This window comes from Tropicimonas isoalkanivorans (genome assembly GCF_900112335.1).
Taxonomy (GTDB): domain Bacteria; phylum Pseudomonadota; class Alphaproteobacteria; order Rhodobacterales; family Rhodobacteraceae; genus Tropicimonas; species Tropicimonas isoalkanivorans.
Genome location: NZ_FOLG01000001.1, coordinates 457,839 through 479,469, shown reverse-complemented (window position 1 = coordinate 479,469; position 21,631 = coordinate 457,839). Strand labels below are relative to the sequence as shown.

Annotated in this window: 18 protein-coding genes and 1 pseudogene; 3 read left to right on the top strand and 16 right to left on the bottom strand. The window is 62.2% G+C overall.

Going from position 1 to position 21,631, the window contains the following annotated elements; genetic code table 11:
- Positions 1-4: 4 nt before the first annotated feature.
- From BM075_RS02210 to BM075_RS02180, 8 genes are all read right to left on the bottom strand, one after another.
- Positions 5-1,006, bottom strand: coding sequence for a glycosyltransferase family 2 protein (locus BM075_RS02210; RefSeq protein WP_177208219.1), 1,002 nt, complete (start codon positions 1,004-1,006; stop codon positions 5-7).
- Positions 969-1,781: a hypothetical protein gene (locus BM075_RS24335; RefSeq protein WP_177208218.1), complete on the bottom strand. Its 813-nt coding sequence runs from the start codon at positions 1,779-1,781 to the stop codon at positions 969-971. The genes BM075_RS02210 and BM075_RS24335 overlap by 38 nt, the downstream gene beginning before the upstream one ends.
- Positions 1,782-1,788: 7 nt before the next feature.
- On the bottom strand, positions 1,789-2,871 hold the full coding sequence (locus tag BM075_RS02205; RefSeq protein WP_143089801.1) for a glycosyltransferase: 1,083 nt from the start codon (positions 2,869-2,871) through the stop codon (positions 1,789-1,791).
- Positions 2,872-3,086: 215 nt separating this feature from the next.
- Positions 3,087-3,872: a Stf0 family sulfotransferase gene (locus BM075_RS02200; protein WP_177208217.1), complete on the bottom strand. Its 786-nt coding sequence runs from the start codon at positions 3,870-3,872 to the stop codon at positions 3,087-3,089.
- 27 nt (positions 3,873-3,899) lie between these two features.
- Positions 3,900-5,075 carry a glycosyltransferase family 4 protein gene (locus tag BM075_RS02195; protein WP_093359011.1) on the bottom strand — a complete coding sequence of 392 codons (1,176 nt, stop codon included), beginning with the start codon at positions 5,073-5,075 and terminating at the stop codon, positions 3,900-3,902.
- Between the two features lie 2 nt (positions 5,076-5,077).
- Positions 5,078-6,892 carry an ABC transporter ATP-binding protein gene (locus BM075_RS02190; protein WP_093359009.1) on the bottom strand — a complete coding sequence of 605 codons (1,815 nt, stop codon included), beginning with the start codon at positions 6,890-6,892 and terminating at the stop codon, positions 5,078-5,080.
- A 673-nt stretch (positions 6,893-7,565) separates the two neighbouring features.
- Entirely contained in the window at positions 7,566-10,052 is a 2,487-nt protein-coding gene (locus BM075_RS02185; RefSeq protein ID WP_093359007.1) for an ATP-binding protein, read from the bottom strand.
- The gene (locus tag BM075_RS02180) at positions 10,049-10,780 is read right to left on the bottom strand and encodes a winged helix-turn-helix domain-containing protein (RefSeq protein ID WP_093359005.1); all 732 of its coding nucleotides are present in this window, start codon (positions 10,778-10,780) and stop codon (positions 10,049-10,051) included. Before BM075_RS02180 ends, BM075_RS02185 begins: the two co-directional genes overlap by 4 nt.
- A 241-nt stretch (positions 10,781-11,021) precedes the next feature.
- Between BM075_RS02180 and BM075_RS02175 the strand changes: the two genes are divergently transcribed.
- The 3 genes from BM075_RS02175 to BM075_RS02165 all read left to right on the top strand — a co-directional run bounded on the left by BM075_RS02175 (position 11,022) and on the right by BM075_RS02165 (position 15,347).
- Positions 11,022-12,053, top strand: a complete 1,032-nt coding sequence (locus tag BM075_RS02175) for an ABC transporter substrate-binding protein (RefSeq protein ID WP_093359003.1) — start codon at positions 11,022-11,024, stop codon at positions 12,051-12,053.
- Positions 12,054-12,122: 69 nt separating this feature from the next.
- Positions 12,123-14,279 (top strand): ABC transporter permease, encoded by a 2,157-nt coding sequence (locus BM075_RS02170; protein WP_093359001.1) that lies wholly within the window; start codon positions 12,123-12,125, stop codon positions 14,277-14,279.
- 15 nt (positions 14,280-14,294) lie between these two features.
- Positions 14,295-15,347: an ABC transporter ATP-binding protein gene (locus BM075_RS02165; RefSeq protein WP_093358999.1), complete on the top strand. Its 1,053-nt coding sequence runs from the start codon at positions 14,295-14,297 to the stop codon at positions 15,345-15,347.
- A 59-nt stretch (positions 15,348-15,406) separates the two neighbouring features.
- On the opposite strand, the gene BM075_RS24725 is transcribed toward BM075_RS02165, so the two are convergent.
- The 8 genes and pseudogenes from BM075_RS24725 to BM075_RS02130 form a co-directional block, all read right to left on the bottom strand.
- Positions 15,407-15,769 carry an SbtR family transcriptional regulator gene (locus BM075_RS24725; protein ID WP_245758717.1) on the bottom strand — a complete coding sequence of 121 codons (363 nt, stop codon included), beginning with the start codon at positions 15,767-15,769 and terminating at the stop codon, positions 15,407-15,409.
- Between the two features lie 24 nt (positions 15,770-15,793).
- Positions 15,794-15,970, bottom strand: a pseudogene (locus BM075_RS25145) (helix-turn-helix domain-containing protein); the annotation flags it as partial.
- Between the two features lie 67 nt (positions 15,971-16,037).
- On the bottom strand, positions 16,038-16,829 hold the full coding sequence (locus tag BM075_RS02155) for an SDR family NAD(P)-dependent oxidoreductase (RefSeq protein WP_093358996.1): 792 nt from the start codon (positions 16,827-16,829) through the stop codon (positions 16,038-16,040).
- A gap of 21 nt (positions 16,830-16,850) precedes the next feature.
- Positions 16,851-17,417, bottom strand: coding sequence for a DUF4334 domain-containing protein (locus BM075_RS02150; protein WP_093358994.1), 567 nt, complete (start codon positions 17,415-17,417; stop codon positions 16,851-16,853).
- 148 nt (positions 17,418-17,565) lie between these two features.
- Positions 17,566-18,609, bottom strand: coding sequence for a LacI family DNA-binding transcriptional regulator (locus tag BM075_RS02145; RefSeq protein ID WP_177208216.1), 1,044 nt, complete (start codon positions 18,607-18,609; stop codon positions 17,566-17,568).
- 73 nt (positions 18,610-18,682) lie between these two features.
- Positions 18,683-19,117 carry an L-fucose mutarotase gene (fucU, locus tag BM075_RS02140; RefSeq protein WP_093358990.1) on the bottom strand — a complete coding sequence of 145 codons (435 nt, stop codon included), beginning with the start codon at positions 19,115-19,117 and terminating at the stop codon, positions 18,683-18,685.
- An 18-nt stretch (positions 19,118-19,135) separates the two neighbouring features.
- Positions 19,136-20,386 (bottom strand): class II D-tagatose-bisphosphate aldolase, non-catalytic subunit, encoded by a 1,251-nt coding sequence (locus tag BM075_RS02135; protein ID WP_093358988.1) that lies wholly within the window; start codon positions 20,384-20,386, stop codon positions 19,136-19,138.
- Positions 20,387-20,550: 164 nt separating this feature from the next.
- On the bottom strand, positions 20,551-21,495 hold the full coding sequence (locus tag BM075_RS02130; protein ID WP_093358986.1) for an ABC transporter substrate-binding protein: 945 nt from the start codon (positions 21,493-21,495) through the stop codon (positions 20,551-20,553).
- Positions 21,496-21,631 lie beyond the last annotated feature (136 nt).

Here is a 21,631-nt window from a genome sequence, read left to right as displayed (position 1 = left end):
GGGTTCACGATTGCTTCGCTTTCCTGCCCCGGATGGACACAAGGAACTGCGCCAGCTTTTCCTTCGCCTTCAGCCCTAACAATCGCGACCCGATCCGGTGATATGTGCCGCCTTCGAACGTCGGCCAGCCAGCGCCCTGACGATAGACATGGATCCGTTCTTGCAAAGCGTCCAACGCGTGGCGTGCCGCCATGCGTTCTAAATCGTGTGTGGCCACGGAGAACGCCCTCTCAATCTCATTGGACGCCTCCTCTGTGACAGCAACGTGATCTCGGCAACGGCACAGTACTTCAAAGCTGTCCTGGAGCTTAACTTCCGAAACGACGTTACTGATCCGGTGTGCTCCATCGTGGTGCCAATAGACGGCCGCGCCCTCATTGCTTACGGCCAGTTTAGCGCCTGCGATCGCAGCTCGGAGCACAAGTTCGCCGTCCTGGTTCTTTCTGAGGTTTTCGTCCCACCCACCAATCGATCGAACAGTCTCGGTACGCCACAGCACGCCACAGGGCGGAATGTAGCTACCGGTGATCCAGTCAATGACGAATTCGGAGGTGCAACCGGTCCGGGGCCGCCGACGCGGGGGCCTGTCGCCGGTGTTTGTCCGTTCAATAACCGGCGCAAAGGCGATATCGGCGTTGTCTTCCGAAAGCGCAGCAACGAGAGCCGCAAGTGTGCCGGGCTCGATATAATCATCCGCATCGAGAAACATGGTGAACGGCGCATCTGCGAGAGCAAGACCACGGTTTCGCGCTGCGCAAGCTCCGGCGTTTGCGCCGGTCTCCCAAAACACGGCCTGTCCCAATTTACTGAGGACGTCGGGTGTTCCATCAGTGGACCCGTCATCGATCGCGATAATTTGTGTTTCGACCTCTTCTTGCCCGCGTACGCTCTCCACGGCACGGGCCACGAAGCCGGCAGCATTGTAGCAAGGGATCACGACGCTGACGAACGTGGTTGGGGCCGGACGATCAGGTGTCATCGAGAAACCGCGCTTCAGGTCGGCCACGGAGGAGTGATTGGATCTCTTCGTAATTCTGGAGGAGATCGGAAAGCGGACGTGTGACCATCTTGCGAAGGTCGGGGACCAAGTCTTCCTGCTGAAGCTGAAGATAGGATTGTATTCGGGTAAATGTTGCCTTCTGCGCATCCGGAGCCTCAAGGTCCCGTTCGTAACATAGGGTCAAGTGATCCAGGCCGTCCAATGCAGTCCGTTCCGCAGTGCGCTGGCGGGACCGCAACTTTATGTCGCTTAACAGGCGGTTTGGCTCCATATAAACAGTCCGAGGGCGCTCACCGCCCCGACCACGGTCATGATATGCACCTAAGGCTTCGGCAAACACGTTGGAGACCGCATGTCTAACCAGGTTCTCCCGGAAAAGATATATGATCTTCCAACCTCTCGCACTCAGGCTACCTAGGAATGCCCCCACGTCGTCGACGCGTTGCCACGCAGACAACTGATAGATCTTAACGTGGAATCCAAAATTGTGGGCCCCGCTGTCGCTCGCTCGGTTCTCGACAAAATTTTGGGGAAACATGCGCGGGACCCCGAGGATCTCGTCATCGCAGACCACCTGTGAATGCATATTCAATGTGGACGTCAGCAAGGTCGATCCCGTACGCCCCTGGGCGAAGATGAGAAAGCGGTTCACCCGGCGGCGATGGAGTTGCCAGTGTGCGAGCCTCGCCTCGTTCTGGAAACCCTTCCGCGCCATACTCAGGACAGGCCGGTGCTCGTAGACCTCGGGGACCAACTCGTTGATATGGGGTAGCCAGGCCATCGCGCCGCTATTCGATACCCATGATGGAGCGGAGACGGCTGGCGACCACATCCTCGCTGAACTCGGCAGAGGCCTTTCGGCGACCGGCTATACCCAAATGTGCCGCGCGTACTGGGTCGTCAAACATGCTGTTTATCGCGATCGACATTCCAACTTCATCGAATTCCGCGACGAGAATGCCCGTTTCGCCGTCGATGACTGCTTCCGGAATGCCGCTGTGACGCGTTGCCACGACGGGGATGCCGGATGCCATGGCCTCCAGGATCGCAACCGGGAGGCCTTCCTCGTCTCCATCTGCCGCCCGAACCGAGTGTTGGATGAAGAGGGAAGCCTGCGATAGGAGTTTGCGCACGAAAGGGTGGGGCCGCGCCCCATGCAGCGTTACCCGCTCACTCAGTCCATTCTCGCTGAGCAAGACTTCGGCCTGAGGCTTTAATGGGCCATCACCCACGACATGCAGGTGTGCCTCCGGATGGTTCTTCGAAGCTTGGGCAAAGGCGCGGATGGCGTGTAGCGGCGCTTTCTTTTCCACCATGCGTCCGACCATCACGACATGACCTGAAATTCGCTCCGTGGGTTTGAACGCGTCGAGCGCCACACCGCATGGGGAAACGTGGATCTTGTCTGCTGGGCACCCCATGTCGACGAGCTTGTTCGCGATGTACGCAGAGGGGGCAATGATACCATCGGCAACGGCGAAGAGTTTCGAATACTGCCGCATCCAACTCGCCTGCCGCGGGAGTACCGTGGCGTCGTAGCCGTGAAAGTGAACAAAAAGGCGTGCGCCGGACCTGCGGGCGGCGAGCGAAACGCGACATCCGATAGGGCCGAACTCCGCCAGAACGTGCGTGACCCCGTGCGCGAGCAGAAATGACCTGATCCGCTTCTCGGACACGCCGCCGAGACGTTGATCCACCCTCGTGCGCCATCGGTAGCGAAGGGCGTTGGAGATGTGTTCGGGAAAGGTTGCCGCGGGGGGGTAGGGGTCGAGATCGGACAGCAGCGGCATCCCCAATGCCTCCGCGCCCATTCCGTTTTCGCAGACCAGAACAGTTCTTCCCGGCGCTATCGTGCGCGCATGGGCGCGCACGAAAGTCTCCGAAGGCTGGCTAAAGGAGGGAGCGGCTACGGCGAGCACTCACGTTCTGCCTTCTGGGCCAATGGCTGTACGTAGAGTGTTCGCGTCACTTGAATTGCGCAGGTCACAGAAAATAAAATGCACTTTTCCTCTGGATTTAATTCCGCTCATATTCGTGACAATGCAGATCAACTTTCGGCACAATTTCAAGCAACTGTTATGGCTACTCACAACACAGTCCGATGGACCCATGATTCCAGCTTGCGCAGGACCCGACGGGGGATGCGCATATCTCGGCGGAACATCGCCTTAAAGTCCTGCTTGGACGAGTCTCGTTGTTGCCGGACGTGGCTCTCCGAAAGACTCACTGGAGTTATGCCTATGGTTTCGAACATAATCTCGGGCTTTTCCCGAAATTCTTCATAATACAATGTCGGTACGGTTCCGCCTCGGCCGGCAAAATATCGGTCAAGTTTTTTCTCGAGTTGACGCAATCGACCGTAGCCTTGCGCAATCGCTTTGGCATCGTACAATACTTCTTTACCCTGACCGTACGCGCTGCTCCATACGCCGGATTGGCGCGCGACATAGTAAGATACCGCTTGGCCATAGGTGTCCCGTCGCCTGATCCGGAGCTCGATAACCGTGTCGATGGTGTCTGGCAAATGATCTCGGCACGCCTCCCAGCCTTCAATGTGATGGGCGTGAAGGTTAATTCCCAGCCATCCGCTCGGTCCTGTGCGGTGTTTTGCCAACGCATTGGCGTAGGCTTTATCGTCTCCAGGTGCGACGCCCCAGCGGCTTTCCAATGCGGGCCGATAGTCCCACGGTTGAAAGTACTCATGCGGTACGCAGAGACCCGAGCGCCGAACCAAATCGCAGGCGAAGGTGCTTCCACTGCGAGGGGTGCTAAATATTAGCAGCAATGTACGAGGCGTGACACCGGGCGCTTCGTCAAACGCCGCGCTGGCGAAGTCGCCTTCGGGAATTGTCCTGAAACTTTGCTTTGACAAGAAAACCTCTATAGACAAGCGGATGGTCTAGAGAATGCCATAGTCCCTGAGCACATTCTCCAGCCGTTGTGACTGTGTAAGCGGGTGAATTCGGTATGCAAAGTCGCGGCACGCTTTCTGTAGCGCCATGTGCTCTTCAGCCGGCATCGTGCAGGCGCGATGGATGACGCGTGCGAGGCCATCGGGATCGTCAGGTGCGTAGAGGAGGTGATGGTTTTCTGGAGGAACCGCCTCCTTAATGCCCCCCCTGTCTGCCCCTACGATAGGTTTGCCCATGGTCATCGCCAAAGCAGCAAACCCTGATGTGAGAACGCGCTTGTAATTTAGAACTGCGAAGTCCGTTTCGGCGAAGAGCGATGAAACCTCCTCGTCCGGCACAAATCCGTATCTTAACTCCACATTTCGGTTGTCGGGAACATGTTGCGATAAATCGGGGCTCCTATGCCCCCAATGCGGTCCCGCGATAATGATTTTGCCACAATGATGATCGAAATCAGCCTGGCCGATAGTTGTTAAGAACTCCTCAATACCTTTGAATGGAAGGATTGTCCCGAAGCATAGGAAACGGCGCTGGTCTGCCGGATGGGTGGGGCTAGGAATATCACCGTAGCTACCGAAGTAACTGGGATGGGCTATCCGTGCGATCCGATTGCGAGGGCTGTCGAGAGTATCGCGGGCGTGCCTTGCACCCGCCTCGTTGAACACGTGAACCACGTCAGCATTCTGCGCGAGATAGCGCCGCAGCTCGAACATCGCGTCCGAAAACGTCGTTTCGTAGTGGTTTTCGGCGTTGTGCAGCGTCCATACAAGGCGTCCGCCGTTTGATATAAATTCTGTCAGAAGTTCCACGGCCTCCCGCGCGGCGTTTTCGAGAGATTGCCTTGGTTCGAACCGCGTGCGCCTTGTGACTTGATCCTCGAAATGGATGTGCAGAGCGTCGATCCGTCCATGGCGCGCGAGCCGCAAGCCTCTTCGCAGACTTGGTAATGCAACCACCTCCGCCTGAAAATTGGAATAGAGCAGCGGCAGGAACGGGTTCTTGAGCGGATAGGGGAATACGCCAAGTACCTTCCGGCTTCGGGGGATGACTCTCGGCCAGATACGATAGCGTAATGCCTTCGCATTCCGCGTATGCTCTTGCGAAATCTCATTTACGGACCGCATCAAGCTATTCGGGGCGACGTTCATCGGCGCGTTGGACATTTCTAGGCTGCGTCGCCGGCAATGCGCGAGAAAGCGTCGGAGTAGCGAATGAGCTCGTCCCACGTGCCCACATCCGCAATTCTCCCTCCGTCCATAACGACGATGCGGTCACAGACTTTTACGGTACTCAATCGGTGCGCGATCATCAGGATCGTTTTGTCCCCGGGCAGCGTCTCGACGGCGCTAAGGACTTCCCGCTCGGTAAGATTGTCGAGTGCACTGGTGGCCTCATCGAAGGCAATGAGGTCCGTGTCCCGATAGAGCGCCCGTGCGATTCCGATGCGTTGCCGTTGGCCGCCGGAAAGCCGAAGGCCGCGCTCGCCAATTCGGGTGGCATATCCCTCCGGCAACTCGCCCATGACGAAGTCGTGGAGATGCGCGGCGCGTGCGCTCTGTTCCACTCTTTGGGCGTCGATCTTCTCAGGAGGAACGCCGAGCGCAATGTTCTCGGCGAGGCTTGCATCGATCAGAAAAATGTCCTGCGGAACATATCCCACGCTGCGCTGCCACGCCCGAATGTTGTCCGACGTCAGCTGTGTCCCGTCGACGTGAATGGCGCCGCTGTCCGGGGTAAGTAGGCCGAGTACAACATCGACGAGGGTGGTCTTTCCGGCGCCACTGCTGCCGACGAAACCGATCCGCTCGCCCGCGCGAATGTCCAGACTGACACCGCGGAGGCCCGGTCGCTCGGCATTGGGATATGTGTATTGAACGTCGTCCAGCACCAGCGACCGCTTGAGGCCGAGGGGCGCTGGCTGCGTACGCACCAGCCGGTGCGATGGGCTGTCGTTGAGATCATTGTAGACGCGGTTTAGTGCCGCTCCCCCGTACGTCATTGCCGTTATGGCCGAGTACAGCTTCTGAAGTTCGGGCATCAGTCTCTGTCCGGCGAATGCGAGCAGGCCGATGATGGGCAGAATCCCGCTGAGTGCCGCGCGGTCTTCCAGCCCGGAAGGATCGAGGAGGAGCAGGCAAACGATGATGATACCGCCGAATGCGACAATCTGGATAGCGTAACGAGGCGCTTCCGATAGCACGCTCACCGCGACCTGCGACCGTGCCATCTCCAGGGACGGGTGGCTGTACCTGTCGAGGTAGGTCGCTTCATGACCTAGCAGTTTCACGTCCTTGATGCCGTTGAGCGCTTCGCTGGCGTAACGAAACCTTCTGCTGTTGGATTCCGTGCGAAGTTGTCCAAGACGCCGAAGGTAGCGTCGGGTTGTAACCATCAGTCCGCAATAAATCAGGCCGAACGTGACAATGACACTCGTGGCAACGACAGGCTCGATAAGTACGACCGTAGAGATGACCGCGACCGACGTAAGCGAAGCCGAAATGAAGTTAGCCAGCGGGCGAAAGAACTGGTTCACGACCTGCGAAGACTCTGCGAGCATCGTTGTGGCCAGATCACCGGTATGTTTGGTGAGAAAGTACCCATAACCCTGTGCGAGATAGTGGGCTAGGAGGCGGCGGCTAATGGAATGGGTCCGCATTTGCGAGAAACGCAAGTTCGCCCAAGTGCTCAGGATAAGGACAATATTCGAGAGGACGATTAGAACAATCGCCGCAAGCCCAAGTGTCACTATGAATGTATACTTGGAGTCGAAACCCAAGGTTTGGTAGCTCCAATGCAGCAAGGGTACCGTATCAATAAGATCCGGGTCCGATAGCACCGACAGGAACGGAAACACCGATCCGATCATGACCGCGGACGCAAATGCGGCGACGATCATCAGGGCCAGCACCTTGAGGGCGTTGCGTCGCTCGTGGGCGTCGAGCAGGGCCCAGGCGCGTCGCAGGTCATGGCGAGAGATCACGGGGTCACCGTTGAATGGATCGATTTAAGGCGTCGGCGAAAACCGAGAACCGGCGGGCCATGGTCCGAGGGGGCGACAACCGCTCGCTCGCTTGGCATGGTTGATAATTCGGGAATGTTCATGCCGGTTCTATGAGGCGACATCGTAGCCAGGCGCTCGCGCAGGGTGGGTGCAGCACGGCTACCGCACCGGCGCTCGCTGTGCCGCGGCCCGTCATGTGACATGACCTTTTCGTCATGAATCCCATGAGGCTGTGGTAGTCTACAATGCGGAATGGCTCAAGCGGCTCGGCGCAGGAGGAGGATGCCGTTGACTAAAATGCACCACTTTAAAATGCATTGATACCAATGTGTTAGAAAGATATATGAAGTTTTTACGAATCTCGGGCGGGTGAGTTTTCCTCCGTCGTTCCAGGTCATTGCACAAATTTGCGACGACCGACGGTCGGCGGCCGTGAACAATGATCTTTTCCGGGGTGGATTGTCGCAACGGAGAAGCAAGATTGAATGCCGGGGCGGGCCGCAGCCTTCAGGATGTTTCACAGCGAAGTCGCACGTTATTCCGGTGCCGGCCGTGCGCTTTCCTCGCGTGCGACGGCATTTTGAGTTGCGGCGACATCTGAGATTTTTCGGTCCGACGACGTGTCGCCGACGACAAACAACGCGGCTTGACGTCAGGACGCGTCAGATGTCGTCTCGCCGGCCCGCGCCGTCGCCAGCGCGGTACGCAGGGCGGCGAGGGTGAGCGGTTTCGGAAGGGTGACCAGCCGGTCGCCGAACTGCCCCTTCAGCGGGTTAATGTCGGGCAGCCGCCCGGAAACAACGGCGACACGGGTCTCGGGACGCCGGCTCAGGGCCGCACGGGCAAGGCGCCAGCCGTCAGTCACGCCATGCAAGCTCAGGTCGGTGACGACAAGGTCGATCCCGCCTGCCTCGATGGCTGCGAGTCCAGCTCCCGCCGTGCTGCGGCTCTCCACCCGTTCGGCAACCGGGTACAGCAGCGCCAGCGCCCGTTCCATGTCCCTCGGGTCGTCCTCGATGACCAGCACATTTCGCCACAGCATCTGCTCCGGCTTCTCGGCCGTCACATGCCGCGGCAGGCTCAGGCGAACCCGGGTACCCCTTCCTTCGGTCGACGTGATGTGAACGCCGCCGCCGGACTGCCGGATGAAGCCGTAGACCATGGCCAACCCCAGCCCGGTGCCTGACCCGTCGCCGCGCGCGGTGAAGAAGGGCTCCATCGCGTGTGCGAGGATCTCGGGCGGCATTCCGGCGCCTGTGTCCGCCACGTCGAGCAGGACCTGATCGCCGTCTCCGCGAACCGAAATCACGATCTCGCCCGGACCTTCCATCGCCTGCCCGGCGTTCAGACACAGGTTGAGGATTGCGCTTTCCATCTGGCCGGGGTCCACCGTCACCCAGAGCGGCGCGGCGGTCGTGTGGATCTCCAGGGCGATATCCTCACGTAACGCGAACCCGATCAGGTCTGTCATGCCCTCCACCAGCATGTTGAGTTCCACCTGCTCCGGCTCAAGGCGCTGACGCCGGGCAAAACTGAGCAGCCGCTGCGTAAGCGACGTGCCAAGCTCGACCGCCGAGGCGATGGACTGGCGCAAGCCGGCCTGACGGGCCTCCGGCGCGGTCTCCATCATGTGCAGGTTGCCGGAGATCGTCGACAGGATATTGCCGAAGTCATGCGCCACTTCGCCCGACACCTTGCCGAGCGCCTCAATGCGTTGGATCTGCCGCAGCCGATCGTCGAGCTGCGTGCGTTCGGTGGCGTCGGAGATCAGCACCACGCTGCCGCCGTCGGGCAGGGGGCTCTCGCGGTATTCCGCGTGGTAGCCGCCGCCCCGCGTCAGGTTCGATATACCCCCCGGGCCGGGGGTGGACTGCCAGCCAGCCTCGGCGATCAAGTCCGACAGGATCGGCCGGCCGGTTAGGCGATTGGGCGGGACGTTGATCACCTCCGCCAGGCGGGCGTTGCATGCCACGATCGCGCCGGTCTCGGACAGCACCGCAACCCCATCGTTGATCCCTTGCAGGGTTTTCTCGAACAGCGCGTTCCGCTGGGTCATTTGCCGGTTCGATCGGTCGAGCCGCAGTGTGTTGGCTCGGAACATGCGGAACGCATGGAACAACTTGCCGATCTCGTCGCCCGCACCTTCGCCGCGAGGCAGGCGGCTCGACCGGTCGCCCATCGCCAGCCGCGTCATGGCGTCGGAAATCGCCCGCAGGTTCGCCGTGACGTAATTCGAGACGTAAAGCGCCGCGATGAGGGCCACCGCAGCGCTCAGGAACCCAACGAAGAGGATGGTCGATTTGGCGACGGAAATGGCGGTCATCGTCCGCGCCCGTTCCTCCGCGATCCGCGCCTGAGCCTCGGCGGTTACCGCGGCGGAATGGGCGATGACTGAGGCGCTGCCCTGGCGGATGCGCACCAGCGCGGCCTCCGCGCCGATCCGACGGGAGAGCTCCTGCCGCCGCAGTTCGAACAGCCCCTCCGGCCCGCGTGCCAGAGAGAGCAGGCGGGACAGATCCTCCGCGCCGACCTGGGTCGGGGCCGTTTCGGGACGGATCAGCAGGTGAACTTCCCGCTGGTATTCGCCGACGGAGATCAGGTTCTCCGCCCGGCCGGCCCCGAGCAACGCGGCGGCCAGCCGTTGCAAGACGAACCAATCCTGCCGCTCCGTCAATGTCGCCGCCGGGCTCGCCGCCATGGCGGCGAAGCGGCGTTCGGAGCGCGCCAGTTCGGCATTCAGCCGCAACGTTCGGTCGCGCAGCGCGGCGCGCAGCGAGGTTTCCCGAACGAGATCGGCTATGGCACGGCGGGTATCGGCGAGGATGGCCCGGGGTTCGCCGCCCGCCGGCAGGCCCGCCGCGATTGTATCGACGAGCCCGGTCGCCACATTGCCCTCCTGCGCAATGCGAAACGGACTGTCGAGCGTCAGCAGATAGGGCGCGAGTGTCGCAAGGTCCGACGCGAGCCGAGACAACGTCAGCGCCTGGTCGACCTCCACCAAGGTTCCGTTTTGCTGGGTCTCGAGCTTCGCGCTGCCTTGGTTCAGGGCATTCCAGCTGATCGCGCCGACAATCAGCGTGGCAAAGGCCAGCAGACCGAGCGCCAAAAGAAGCCGCGCCCTGACGGTCAGGCGTCTCATTCGGCGCCTCGCGCAACAAAGATATACCCCTGACCCCGACGTGTTTGCAGGTGTACCGGCTTCGACGGCACGCTTTCGATCTTCCGTCGAAGGCGCAGGATCAGCACGTCAATCGTACGATCCATGTACTGCGACAAGTCGTTGCCCAACTCGGTCAGCAACTCGGTGCGCGGTATGATCCGGTCGGGATTGCGCAGAAAGTAGTCGAGCAGCCGGTACTCGGCATTGGTCAGGGGGATTTCCGAGCCATCCGCGCCGTGAAGCTCGCGGCGCGTCATGTCCAGCCGCAGTGCCCCGAACGCCCGCACCTGGTGGCCGGCGGTGGCAGGCGCGTCCACAGCCGGATGTCCCGCCCGCCGCAGCACCGCCCGCAGGCGCGCAATAAGCTCGCGCGGGTTGAACGGTTTCATCAGGTAGTCGTCGGCACCCGATTCCAGCCCAATGATCTTGTCCATCTCGTCACCGCGACCCGTCAGCATGACAATCGGCAGGCCGAAGCGATCACGGATATGTATTGCCAGCATCAGGCCGCTTTCGCCCCGCAGCCGAAGGTCGATCAGGGCGAGGTCAACGCCTGGGTCGGAGCCGAGGGCATGGAAGGACGCGCTGTCGGGCAGTGGCAGCGGCGTGAACCCGTTCTCTTCCAGCAGCGCGGCCACCGTGGCACGCAGATCGGGATCGTCGTCGATCACGGCGACCACAGGGCTCGATGGCGCCTGATGCTGCATCTCTTCCTCCCTACGGATATGTTGGTCCGCAGGCCCATCATGGCGCAGATCGACGGCAGACCAAACGCCTATCAGGTTAAAAGCATTATCGATTCCAATCCGGCCCTGTAACATTGTTCATACAAAAGATGGCCGGCCGTCATTCTGTTAACCTCCGCAACCTCGCTCCACGGCGCAGCCGCGTGACAAGTTGGGGGCAGGCCCGATGTCTCCGGACCGGGCGGAATTTTGGGAGGATCACATGAACCGGACACTTTCGATCAGCGCATTCGCGCTGGCCGCCGCTATTGGCGCTACGGGCGCTTCGGCCGACACGCTCAACGTCGTCTGCTCGAACGAGCAGGTGTGGTGCGATCTGATGGCGCAAAACTTCCAGATCGACACCGGCATCGACACCGCAATCGTGCGCAAGTCCACCGGCGAGGTGCTCGCGCAGGTGCGCGCGGAGGCTGGCAACCCCAAGGTCGATGTCTGGTGGGGCGGCACGGGTGACCCGCACCTGATCGCCGCCGCGGAGGATCTGACGGTCGCGACTGGCGTCGACACCTCCGGCCTGCTGGGCTGGGCGCAGAACATGGCTGAAATGACCGATGGCAAGGCGATCGGCGTCCACGTCGGGCTGCTCGGGATGCTCTACAACACCGAAGTCCTGGAAGAGAAGGGCCTGCCGGCGCCGGCGTGCTGGCGCGATCTGACCAAGCCCGAGTACAAGGGCGAGATCACCGTCGCCAGCCCGCAATCCTCCGGCACGGCCTATACCGAACTTGCGACGCTCGTGCAGCTTTTCGGCGAGGACGAGGCGATGCAGTTGCTCGCTGATATCGGCCAGAACGTGAACCAGTACACCAAGTCCGGCTCCGCCCCCGGCAAGATGGCGGCGCGCGGCGAGACGACCATCGCAATCGGCTTCATGCATGACATGGTGAACCTCAAGAAACAGGGCTTCCCGGTCGAGATCGTCTCGCCCTGTGAGGGCACCGGGTACGAGACCGGCGCGGTTTCGGTCATCAAGGGCACGCCGAACATGGACGCGGCGAAGAAGTGGGTCGAATACGTCATCAGCGCCGATGCGCAGTCGCGCGGGCTCGAAGTCGGGGTCTACAACATCCCGTCGAACCCCGATGCGGCCACGGACCCCGAAGCCCCCGACATGGCCTCGGTCAAGCTGATCGACTACGACTTCGCGACCTACGGCGCCTCCGACACGCGCGAGCGGCTGCTTGAGCGGTGGGAAGCCGACGTCAAGTCCAAGGGCGGCAACTTCGAGGAGTGACCTTCGGGTAATCCTTCGCCCGCCCCGGCCAGACCGGGGCGGGTCAACTGGCGAACCGGGGCGGATTCGATGCGGCGGACGGCGGGGCTTTGGCTTCTGATCGGGTTGGCGGGCTATGCCCTGCTGCCCTGGTACATGGTAACCGGCGGCGTCCTGTCGTTCGGCTGGCTGGGCGATCTGAGCGGCGAGGGTGCGTCCGCGCTTCTCTGGTCGCTCTCGGGGCGCACGTGGTTGTGGCTGCCGCTGTTCGGTTTCGCGGGGGCGGCCCTGGTTCTGGCCCTGAAGCGCGACCAGTTGCAGACAGCCCGGGGGCTCGTGGCCTCCGGCGCCGGCGGGCTGGCGCTGATGGCGGGGCAGGGGCTGGTCATTCTCGGCCATGGCACCCGCTTCGGCCTCGCCGAAGGGGCGAGCCAGCCCGGCATGGGCGCGGGGGCGCTCGTTACCGCGGCGGGGCTGCTGTTCATCCTGACGACCGGAATCTCGGGCCTTGGGCGCGGGCGGGGCGATGCCTTCATTACCGGCATGGTGGGCGCCATCGTGGCGCTGGTCGGCATCTTCGTCTTCTACCCGATGGCCTTCATCCTCGTCAGCGCCTTCGAGCTGAAAGGCGGCGCCGGTTTCGGCATCTCGGAATTCTTCCCGCGTTTCTTCGCCCCAGAAATATGGTCCACCGCCTGTTTCACCGGCCGCGGCTACTGCGGCGCGGCGATGAACTCGCTCATCCTCGGGCTGTCGACGGCGCTCGGGACCACGCTCCTCGGCCTGTCCTTTGCCCTGATCTTCACGCGCACTGCCTTTCCGGCGAAGAAGTTCCTGCGGGTCCTGACGATCCTGCCCATCATCACGCCACCCTTCGTGATCGGCCTCGCCCTCATCCTGCTCTTCGGACGGGCCGGAACCGTCACCGAATTCTTTTCCGACATGTTTGGCTGGGAGAAGACCCGCTGGCTCTACGGCATCTGGGGGGTGTGGCTGGCGCAGATGTTGTCGTTCACGCCCATCGCCTTCCTGGTGCTGATCGGCGTCGTGGAGGGCGTGTCGCCGTCGATGGAGGAGGCCAGCCAGACGCTCGACGCGAACCGCTGGCAGACGTTCCGCTACGTCTCGCTGCCACTGATGCGGCCGGGGCTCGCCAATGCCTTCCTGCTCGGTTTCATTGAAAGCCTCGCCGACTTCGGCAACCCGCTGGTGCTGAGCGGCAACGAGAACTTCCTGTCCACCGAAATCTACTTCGCCATCGTCGGCACGGTCGCTGACCCTGCGAAGGCGGCGATCCTGTCGCTCGTCCTGCTGTCGCTGACGCTGACCGCCTTCCTGGCGCAGCGCTACTGGCTGGGCTCGAAGAACTACGCCACCGTCACCGGCAAGGCCGACGCTGGCCGGCACGCGGCCTTGAACCCGGTGTTGCGCTGGACCTGCTACCTCGTCGCCATTCCCTGGGCCGCATTCACGATGATCCTCTACGTGCTGATCGTCTTCGGCAGTTTCGTGAAGCTCTGGGGCTACGACCACACCCTGACCACCGAGCACTACAAGCGGGCCTTCGGGATCGTCCACCGCAATGGCTGGCATTTCATCGGCTCCGCCTGGGACAGCTATTTCACGACGCTGACCATTGCCTCGCTCGCCGCGCCGCTGACCGCCGCGGTCGGACTTGCCACGGCCTACCTGCTGGTACGGCAGAAATTCTTCGGCAAGGACGCGTTCGAGTTTTCCACCATGCTCTCCTTTGCCATTCCCGGCACGGTGATCGGCGTGGCCTACGTGATGGCCTTCAACTTCCCTCCAATCGAGTTGACGGGCACCGGCCTGATCCTGATCATCGTCTTCATCTTCCGCAACATGCCGGTCGGCGTGCGGGGCGGCATCGCGGCGATGAGCCAGCTCGACCGCTCGCTCGACGAGGCGTCGATCACGCTCGGCGCCAACAGCGCCACCACCCTGCGGCGTGTGATCCTGCCGCTGATGGGACCGGCGATCCTCGCCGCGCTCACCTACAGCTTCGTGCGCGCCATCACGTCGGTCTCGGCCGTCATCTTCCTCGTCTCGGCGAGGTACAACATGGCCACCTCTTTCATCGTCGGCCGGGTCGAAAACGGCGAATATGGTATCGCCATCGCCTATGCAGCGGTGCTGATCGTCACCATGCTGCTCGCCGTCCTTGCCCTGCAACTCGTGATCGGCCGGCGGACCCTGCGCCGCGCCGACCGTATCGAGGCCCACTGATCGCTGGAGACTTCAATGACCAAAGGTTCCGTCCGTTTCGACAATGTCACCAAGCGCTTCGGCGCGGTGGTCGCGTTGAAACCGCTGTCGCTGGATATCGCCCCCGGCACGCTCGTCACGCTCCTCGGCCCCTCGGGCTGTGGCAAGACGACGACCTTGCGTCTGATCGCCGGACTGGAAGCGCCGACGGACGGCCGCATCCTGATCGGCGGCGAAGACGTGACGCACCTGTCGGCGACCTATCGCGCGGTCTCTATGGTGTTCCAGTCCTACGCGCTCTTCCCGCACATGACGGTGGCCGAGAACGTCGCCTACGGGCTGACTGTGAAGCGGGTCCCCAGGGCCGAAGCGCGGGAGCGGGCCGAAACAGGGTTGGAGATGGTTGGCCTGAAAGGGTTCGGCGAACGTCTGCCCTCCGAGCTTTCGGGCGGCCAGCAGCAGAGGGTGGCGGTGGCCCGTGCCATCGTTCTGGAACCGGAGGTGCTGCTTCTCGACGAGCCGCTATCGAACCTCGACGCCAAGCTTCGCCGCCAAGTCCGCGAGGAGATCAGGCAGATCCAGCAGACCCTCGGCCTGACAGCCGTCTACGTCACACACGACCAGGAGGAGGCGATGGCGGTCTCGGACCGGATCATCGTCATGAAGAACGCCGAGATCGCGCAGGAGGGGACACCGGGCGACCTTTACGACCGACCCAACTCCGCCTTCATCGCCGATTTCATCGGCGATGCGAACCTGATCGACGTCGAGGTGACGGCCAGCGGCAAGGAGACCGAGATCGAACTGCTCGACCATCGCCTCAGGGTTCCCTTGTCCGGTGTCTCCAGCGGGCCGGCCAAGATGGTTCTACGCCCGCACCAGCTCCGCCTGTCCCGGGAACCTGGCCCGGTCACGCTGCCGGCGGAGGTCGGTTATGCGGCCTACCTCGGGAACTCGGTGCAATACACATTGAACACGCCCGCCGGGCAGGTCTTCGCCATCATGCCGCCGACCGCGAACCCGTTCCGGCAGGGCGACAATCTGCACCTTGGATTCGATAAGGAGGATATCCGCCTCGTGCCCGCCTGACAGGCTTCAGGCTGCAGTCATCGTGGCGGAGCCCACTGTTGTCGTCTGGCGCTGTCCCGCTAGTCCGGCGCCGTCAATCCGGCGATCAGGATCTTCGCGGCCCTTTGAGTGACTGCGGCGCGGCGGTCTCCCCGGATGCCTTGCGTTGCTCCGGCGAGCATACGTCCGAACAGTTCGATATCCTCGGTTGTGAGGTCAGGCCGGCACAGTCCGGCCGCCTTCGCCGCACGGATGGAGGCACCGAAAATCGGCTCTACGCGGCGCATCGCTTTGGAAACGGCCGGATGGTTCGGATCTGCGGAAATCCAGTAGTCGACGAGGCCCGCCCGTTGGCCCATGCGTTCGGTCATGAACCACAGAATGCGGGGCAGGGCGTCCTCCTTGCCTTCTAGCGACTTTGCCAGGGCCTCAAGTTCATCCATGGCTAGGTCCAGCAAGGCGGCGAGCAGACAATCCCGGTTCGGAAAGTGCCGAAAAAAGGTCATCCGCCCTACGTCGGCGGAGCGGATCACCTGTTCGATTGTCGCGTCAGTGCCGTGTTCCTGAAATACGCGGTCAGCCGCGGACAGAATACGTTCGCGGCTGGCTCTGGCATCTGCGCGAAGCTTGGGTCGAGACGGCATGTTCTGTCCCTACAGTCATTCCGCGTCGGTGGCCAATGCGTTCGGTAGGGCGATGGCCGGTATTGGGTCAGGTATTCTTCACGAGCGTCGGAATCAGACTTTGCGGTAACAGGTGCATGGCCAGCGACGCAAAGCCCGCCCCGGGACCCGCAAGCACCTGAGCTTTGCCTTTGCGCATTCCATCGTAGGCTTGCTTGGCGACTTCGGCCGGTGTGCCGACTTTCCCGGTCTCGAACAACTTTTTGACCATGGACTTGCCCTCGAACGTGTCGATGCCGGCGGTCTTGGTGAACTTGGTATCTACGGGCCCCGGGGTCAGGCAGGTGACGTTGACGCCATGCGGACGCATCTCCGCGCGGAATGCGTAGCTGAAGGCATTCACAAAGGCCTTGGTGGCACCGTAGCCCGCGAGGCGGGCCGCAGGAACCATGCCGGCGGTCGACCCCACGTTCAGAATGTTGCCTTTCCCGCGCGCCTTCATGCACGCTCCGAATAGCACCGACAGTTTCATGAGCGTGACGACGTTCAGCTTCGTCATGGCTTCGAGACGGCCGAGGTCCACGTCAACCGCATCGCCGAAGACGGCGTATCCCGCGTTGTTCACCAACGTGTCGACATCCAGACCCAGCGAGTCGGTAAACTCGATGAGCCGTTCGGCCGCGTCCAGTTCGGAGAGATCCTGTGCGCGAGTCGTCAACGTGCCGCCGGCATTCGCCATCTCCTCCTGGAGCGAGGCGAGGCCTTCTTCATGAAGGCTGATCGCGACGACATGGGCGCCATCCTGAAGAAACAGGCGTGTGAGCTCCCGCCCGATCCCCGATCCCGCGCCCGTAACTACGGCGATTTCCTGATTACTCATGGTCGTCTCCTTCAGACTGACTCAAGCGTCCAGCGGTGCGGGGGACGCTTCGCGCCGCAGAGCAAACAGGAACGGTTGCTCGAATCCGCGCATGTCCATCGCGCCGATCAGGGTGTCGGGACCGACCGCGCGAAACACGTCGATGATCGGCAGCGCGTCGTAGACCATCGACGCCGTCACGACGCCGCGATACTCGATCATGCGGAGACGCGCCTGCGGGTCCTTGGTTGCGAGCATCCCTGATGAGAGGCGGAAGAAAGACGCGGATGCGCTGGAGCGCGCAAGATCGACGTGGTCCAGAACCATACCCATCGGCAGGCGCGCCGGATTGAGATAAAACAGCGACCCGTCTGGCTTTTCAAAGACCAAAGGGTGCGCGATTTCCGTCGTTTCAAAGCGTTTGCCGTGCCAGCCGAATTCCTCCAGCATTCCGTCGAAGACGTGTCCCGTTGGAACTCCACTCCCACGCCAAGCGCCGATCATCTGTTCCAGCGATGCGGCAGGGAGCGAGTCGTAGAATGCCCATGCATCCGAGGACGAACTCCCTTGTTCCAGCTCTTCAAGTCTCTTTTCCGCGTCGGCACTCATTTTTAGCTCCGCTGAATGGCGCACCCGTGGGTGACGCTGGGGAACCGGAGATATATGGTACTAATGGTATCACTTCAAGTTTTGCAGGCACGCACGGGCGGTCCTTCGCCCAGGCATTAGCCCGGGCGTGTCGCCCCTAGGAGGCCGTTTAGCCGCCTATGGTGGCCGCTGGAATGAGCTGGTGCGGCACGCTGATCGCAGCGCCTTGGTCCGCAGGCGTGCCGGCCATGAACAGAGCGAAGGCCGCTTCCATGATGGCGCGCGGGTCCTGCTTGATGCTGACGATCTTGAGGTTGGTCAGCAGGCGCATGTAGGGCGAACTGTCGAAGACGCCGTAGTGGACCGTGCGGCAGGTCTCGAAATTCTCCGGGATATAGCGGATCAAGCCTTCCATTGGCGGGATCGAATTGACGAACATGCCGCCGTTGTCGCTGACGCCGTCGAAATGCCGGGCGATGATCCCGTAAGATGCCCCGGCCTCGAATGGCGACCAGATTACCTGGTCTTCGGCGAACTCGATCCCCGCCGCGGCGAGGGCGGCCCGGAACCCGTCGAGACGCAGCCGCGTCACCTGGTGGTCGGCCATACCTCCGAAGAAATAGATCCGTCCCTGACGTCCCTCGGACGCCATCGAGCCGATGATTGCCTGCGTTAACTCGCGCGCCGCACCGAAGTTGTCGGTGCCGACGGTGTTGCACCCATCGGCCTCGGCATCGATGAAGATCTGCAACGCCCCGCTGCTGTCGCCGAGCGCGGCGATCTCGGCCAGCCCCATCGGGTTGGCGACGAAGACGCAATCGGCGTTCTGGGACTGGAAATAGCGGGTGGCGCTGATTTCCTCCTCCCGGTCGTAGCGGGTGACGTGGATCAAGGCCAGTTTCCGCTCGGCGCGGGCATGTGCCTCGAACGCCTCGGCCAACTCGCCGAAGAACGGGTTGCGAAGGGTCGGCACCATAAGCCCGAGGATGTCGCTGCGCCCCGACCGCAGGTTGCGGGCATGGATGTTGGGCTGGTAGTTCAGCTCCTTCGCCTTGGCGAGGATCAGATCGCGCGTCTCGTCGGTGATGTTGTAGTCGCTCGCGCGACCGTTCAGCACCAGGCTGACGGTGGTATTGGAAAAGCCGGTAAGCTGGGCGATCCCCCGGATCGAGGCCGGGCGCGGGCCGGTGGCGGTCGTTTTCCTTTTCGCCATGGAGCCCTCGGCCCTCCTTCGGTCCGCAAGCGCGGGATTGCAGGTCAGGCGCATCGCACCCGGCCAGGGTTGGTCATTCGACCGGCGTCACACCCTTTTTCAGGATGATGTTGCCGTACTTGGCCATCTCCCCGCTCTGCACCACGGCGAAGGCCGTCTTCGCTCGGTCGTAAAAGGAGAAACGGTCGATGAAATTGGTTTCGGGCGCTCGCGGGTCGTGGCGCTCAATCGCTACTCGGTAGCGTTCCAGAACGTCGGGATCAAGCGTATCCCCCGAGACCGCCGACATCATGACGATAGGGTCCGGCACGTATGGGTCGAGCACGAAGAGCGGCAGGATCGCGTTTATCAGCGCATCCACGGGCAGGCCGTCTGCGCGGATGACACGGGCGTTGAAGGTGAGGGCCGGGAAATGCGCATCGGCCAGAACGATCTCGTCTCCGTGCCCCATGCGGTTGAGCGCATCGAGCAGGTCAGGCGAGATCAGCGGGGAGATACCGCGAAGCATGGAACGGTCCCTTTCAGGTCAGGCGTCGAGATAGAAGTCGATCACGTCCGAGATCCGGGCAATAGCCAGATCCCGCGGTTCGGCGGAGATCTTTCCGGCGCGATAGGCCCGATACTGGGCCGGCAGGAACTGACTCAGAAGCCCCTCCGGCACGCCTCCGGACAGATTCGCAAACAGGGTTTCCACGGCGGCCCGGATCGCAGGCTGCGGCAGGTAGTACCGCGCACGGTCGGAATAGCTGTAGATCAGCTTGAAGGCGATCTCGTCGGCCGTGCCGGTGTAGTAGCTTTTCCAATGCTTCGGATCGTCCTTCATGGTCCGTGTCAGAGCGGCACGGAACTCCGATGGCTCTTCGGGCATGGATTCCCGTTCAACCAGTTCCAGCGCCATCAGCGCCTCGCGCAGCGCGTAGGTAAGCCACGGCCCGACCTTGAGGATGCCGAAATGGTCGGCGACCAGACGGCTGAGGTTCTCAGGCGTTTGGTAATCGGTGGAATGGGCTTCGAACACCATGCCGGGATAGTCGAGGATCGTTTTGGAAAGATCGGGCGCCCCGGCGTAATCCTCCACCAGTCCGTCCCCGAATTCCACGCCGGGCTGCACCACGAGGCCGGTCACGCGCTCCCACGCTGCCTCCAGCCCGTGACGTTTGAAGGCAGCCTCGAACGCTGCGAGCGTTTTCTTCACATCCTCGGGGCTGGTGACGTGCATTTCCTCGTCCTTCACCACGCCGCCGGGCGTCGGGACTTCGGTGCCGATGATGTAGACGGGCGGTACATCCCCGCAGGACGCCTCGGCCACTTTGCACATTTGCGCCGCGCGTTCCGACACGATTTCGTCGGTGAGCGGCGCGGTGTCGTCGGCGCAGACGAACGAGGCGTCGAGGTGGATCTTGCGGTACCCCGCCTGCACATAGGCCTCGACCAGTTTCAGCGTCTTTTCCATCGCCGGACCGGAGCCCTCGGCGCGCCATGTGTTGGGGCCGAGGTGATCGCCGCCCAGTAAAACGCGATCGCGCGGGAAGCCTTCGTCGTCGGCAATATCGAAGACCAGTTTCGCGAAATCGGCCGGCGTCATGCCGGTATAGCCGCCGTATTGGTCGACCTGATTCGAGGTCGATTCAACCAGCGCCACCGAGTCCCGAGATAGCGCCGAGCGAAAGAGCGCCCTGAGCACGAGGGGATGCGCCGAGCAAATCGAGGCGACTGCACCGCCCTTGCCGGCGCGGTTGCCTTCAAGGATGTCGCGGTAAAGCTCCAGGGAGGTCATGCGTGTCTCCGTTCGTGTCTCGGGTGGATCGCGGCGACCCGTGCGCCTGCAGATCTGTCGAAAAGCTTGGGGGCGGCGCCGCCGCCGGTCTGGAACGGGCCGGTGGCGACGCCGGGGGAGGGGACCTACCTGCCCGGAGGCGGGCAGGTCCTGGCGAGCAGAGGTTAGTAGAGGACGTTCTGCGCTTCGGGCTGATCGATGTTTTCTTCGGTCACGAAAACGACGCCCGTGTCGATGAACTTCTCGACGCTTTCGCCCGCGAGCACCTTGGCCACGGTCTGCACGCCCAATTCGCCCATCTGGAACGAGCCCTGCACGGCGATGCCTTGCAGCGTACCGTCGCGGACGAAGTTCTGCAGATCCTCGTTGCCGTCGAAGCCGATCGCGGTCAACTGGCCAGCTTTACCGGCCTGCTCGATGGCGCGACCCATGCCGGCGGCGGTGGGTTCGTTGGCCCCGAAGATGCCGTCCAGGTCCGGATAGGCGGCCAGCGCGTCGATCGTCTGGTTCAGCGCGGTCGCCATCTGAGCCTGAGAATAGAACGTGTTGACGATCTCGATGTCGGAATTGGCCTTGATGTAATCGGTGAAGCCGCCGACGCGCCCGATTTCGGAGCCGACACCCGCGACGTAGGACATGATCGCGATCTTGCCGGAGTCCCCCATGCGATCGATCATTTCCTGAGCGCAGAGCTCACCCGCGGCCTTGTTGTCGGTCGACAGGAAGGACTGGTAGTAGTCCTTGCCGGAGTCGGAGATGCCGCTGTCGATCAGCACGACGGGAATGGCGTTTTCCCAAGCCTTCTTGATCGAAGGGATGAGCGCATCGGGGTCGGATGGCGCCAGGACGATGCCGGCGACGTGCCGGTTTACCGCGTTGTCGACCATGTTCACCTGATCGGCGACGTTCGACTCCGCAACCGGACCCTGGAAGGTCATGGTGTAGTCGGGCAGGTCCTTGACCGCCGCCTCTGCGCCCTTGTTGACGTTCTGCCAGAAGTTGGAGTTGGCCGTCTTCACGATCACGGCGATTTCGTTGCTCTGGGCGAGCGCGGGGAACGCGGTGCCGAGGGCGGTGGCGGCCATCAGGCCGATCATAAGTTTCTTCATGGGAACTCTCCTTTCCTCCTTGTCGAGTTTCCTGACCGGTCCAGGGATCTGATCCGGTCTCTGTGACACCGCCCCCTCCAGAAGACGGACCCGTCGCCGGGCATGCGGTGCTCCCATTGGCTGTCGGGCCGCAGGG

What these genes read in the sequence shown, in the direction of transcription:
- BM075_RS24335 (WP_177208218.1), bottom strand. Translation starts at nt 1,781, where the DNA reads ATGGCCTGGCTACCCCATATCAACGAGTTGGTCCCCGAGGTCTACGAG.
- BM075_RS02195 (WP_093359011.1), bottom strand. Translation starts at nt 5,075, where the DNA reads ATGTCCAACGCGCCGATGAACGTCGCCCCGAATAGCTTGATGCGGTCC.
- BM075_RS02185 (WP_093359007.1), bottom strand. Translation starts at nt 10,052, where the DNA reads ATGAGACGCCTGACCGTCAGGGCGCGGCTTCTTTTGGCGCTCGGTCTG.
- BM075_RS02180 (WP_093359005.1), bottom strand. Translation starts at nt 10,780, where the DNA reads ATGCAGCATCAGGCGCCATCGAGCCCTGTGGTCGCCGTGATCGACGAC.
- BM075_RS02175 (WP_093359003.1), top strand. Translation starts at nt 11,022, where the DNA reads ATGAACCGGACACTTTCGATCAGCGCATTCGCGCTGGCCGCCGCTATT.
- BM075_RS02170 (WP_093359001.1), top strand. Translation starts at nt 12,123, where the DNA reads ATGCGGCGGACGGCGGGGCTTTGGCTTCTGATCGGGTTGGCGGGCTAT.
- BM075_RS02165 (WP_093358999.1), top strand. Translation starts at nt 14,295, where the DNA reads ATGACCAAAGGTTCCGTCCGTTTCGACAATGTCACCAAGCGCTTCGGC.
- BM075_RS24725 (WP_245758717.1), bottom strand. Translation starts at nt 15,769, where the DNA reads ATGGATGAACTTGAGGCCCTGGCAAAGTCGCTAGAAGGCAAGGAGGAC.
- BM075_RS02155 (WP_093358996.1), bottom strand. Translation starts at nt 16,829, where the DNA reads ATGAGTAATCAGGAAATCGCCGTAGTTACGGGCGCGGGATCGGGGATC.
- BM075_RS02150 (WP_093358994.1), bottom strand. Translation starts at nt 17,417, where the DNA reads ATGAGTGCCGACGCGGAAAAGAGACTTGAAGAGCTGGAACAAGGGAGT.
- BM075_RS02145 (WP_177208216.1), bottom strand. Translation starts at nt 18,609, where the DNA reads ATGGCGAAAAGGAAAACGACCGCCACCGGCCCGCGCCCGGCCTCGATC.
- fucU (WP_093358990.1), bottom strand. Translation starts at nt 19,117, where the DNA reads ATGCTTCGCGGTATCTCCCCGCTGATCTCGCCTGACCTGCTCGATGCG.
- BM075_RS02135 (WP_093358988.1), bottom strand. Translation starts at nt 20,386, where the DNA reads ATGACCTCCCTGGAGCTTTACCGCGACATCCTTGAAGGCAACCGCGCC.
- BM075_RS02130 (WP_093358986.1), bottom strand. Translation starts at nt 21,495, where the DNA reads ATGAAGAAACTTATGATCGGCCTGATGGCCGCCACCGCCCTCGGCACC.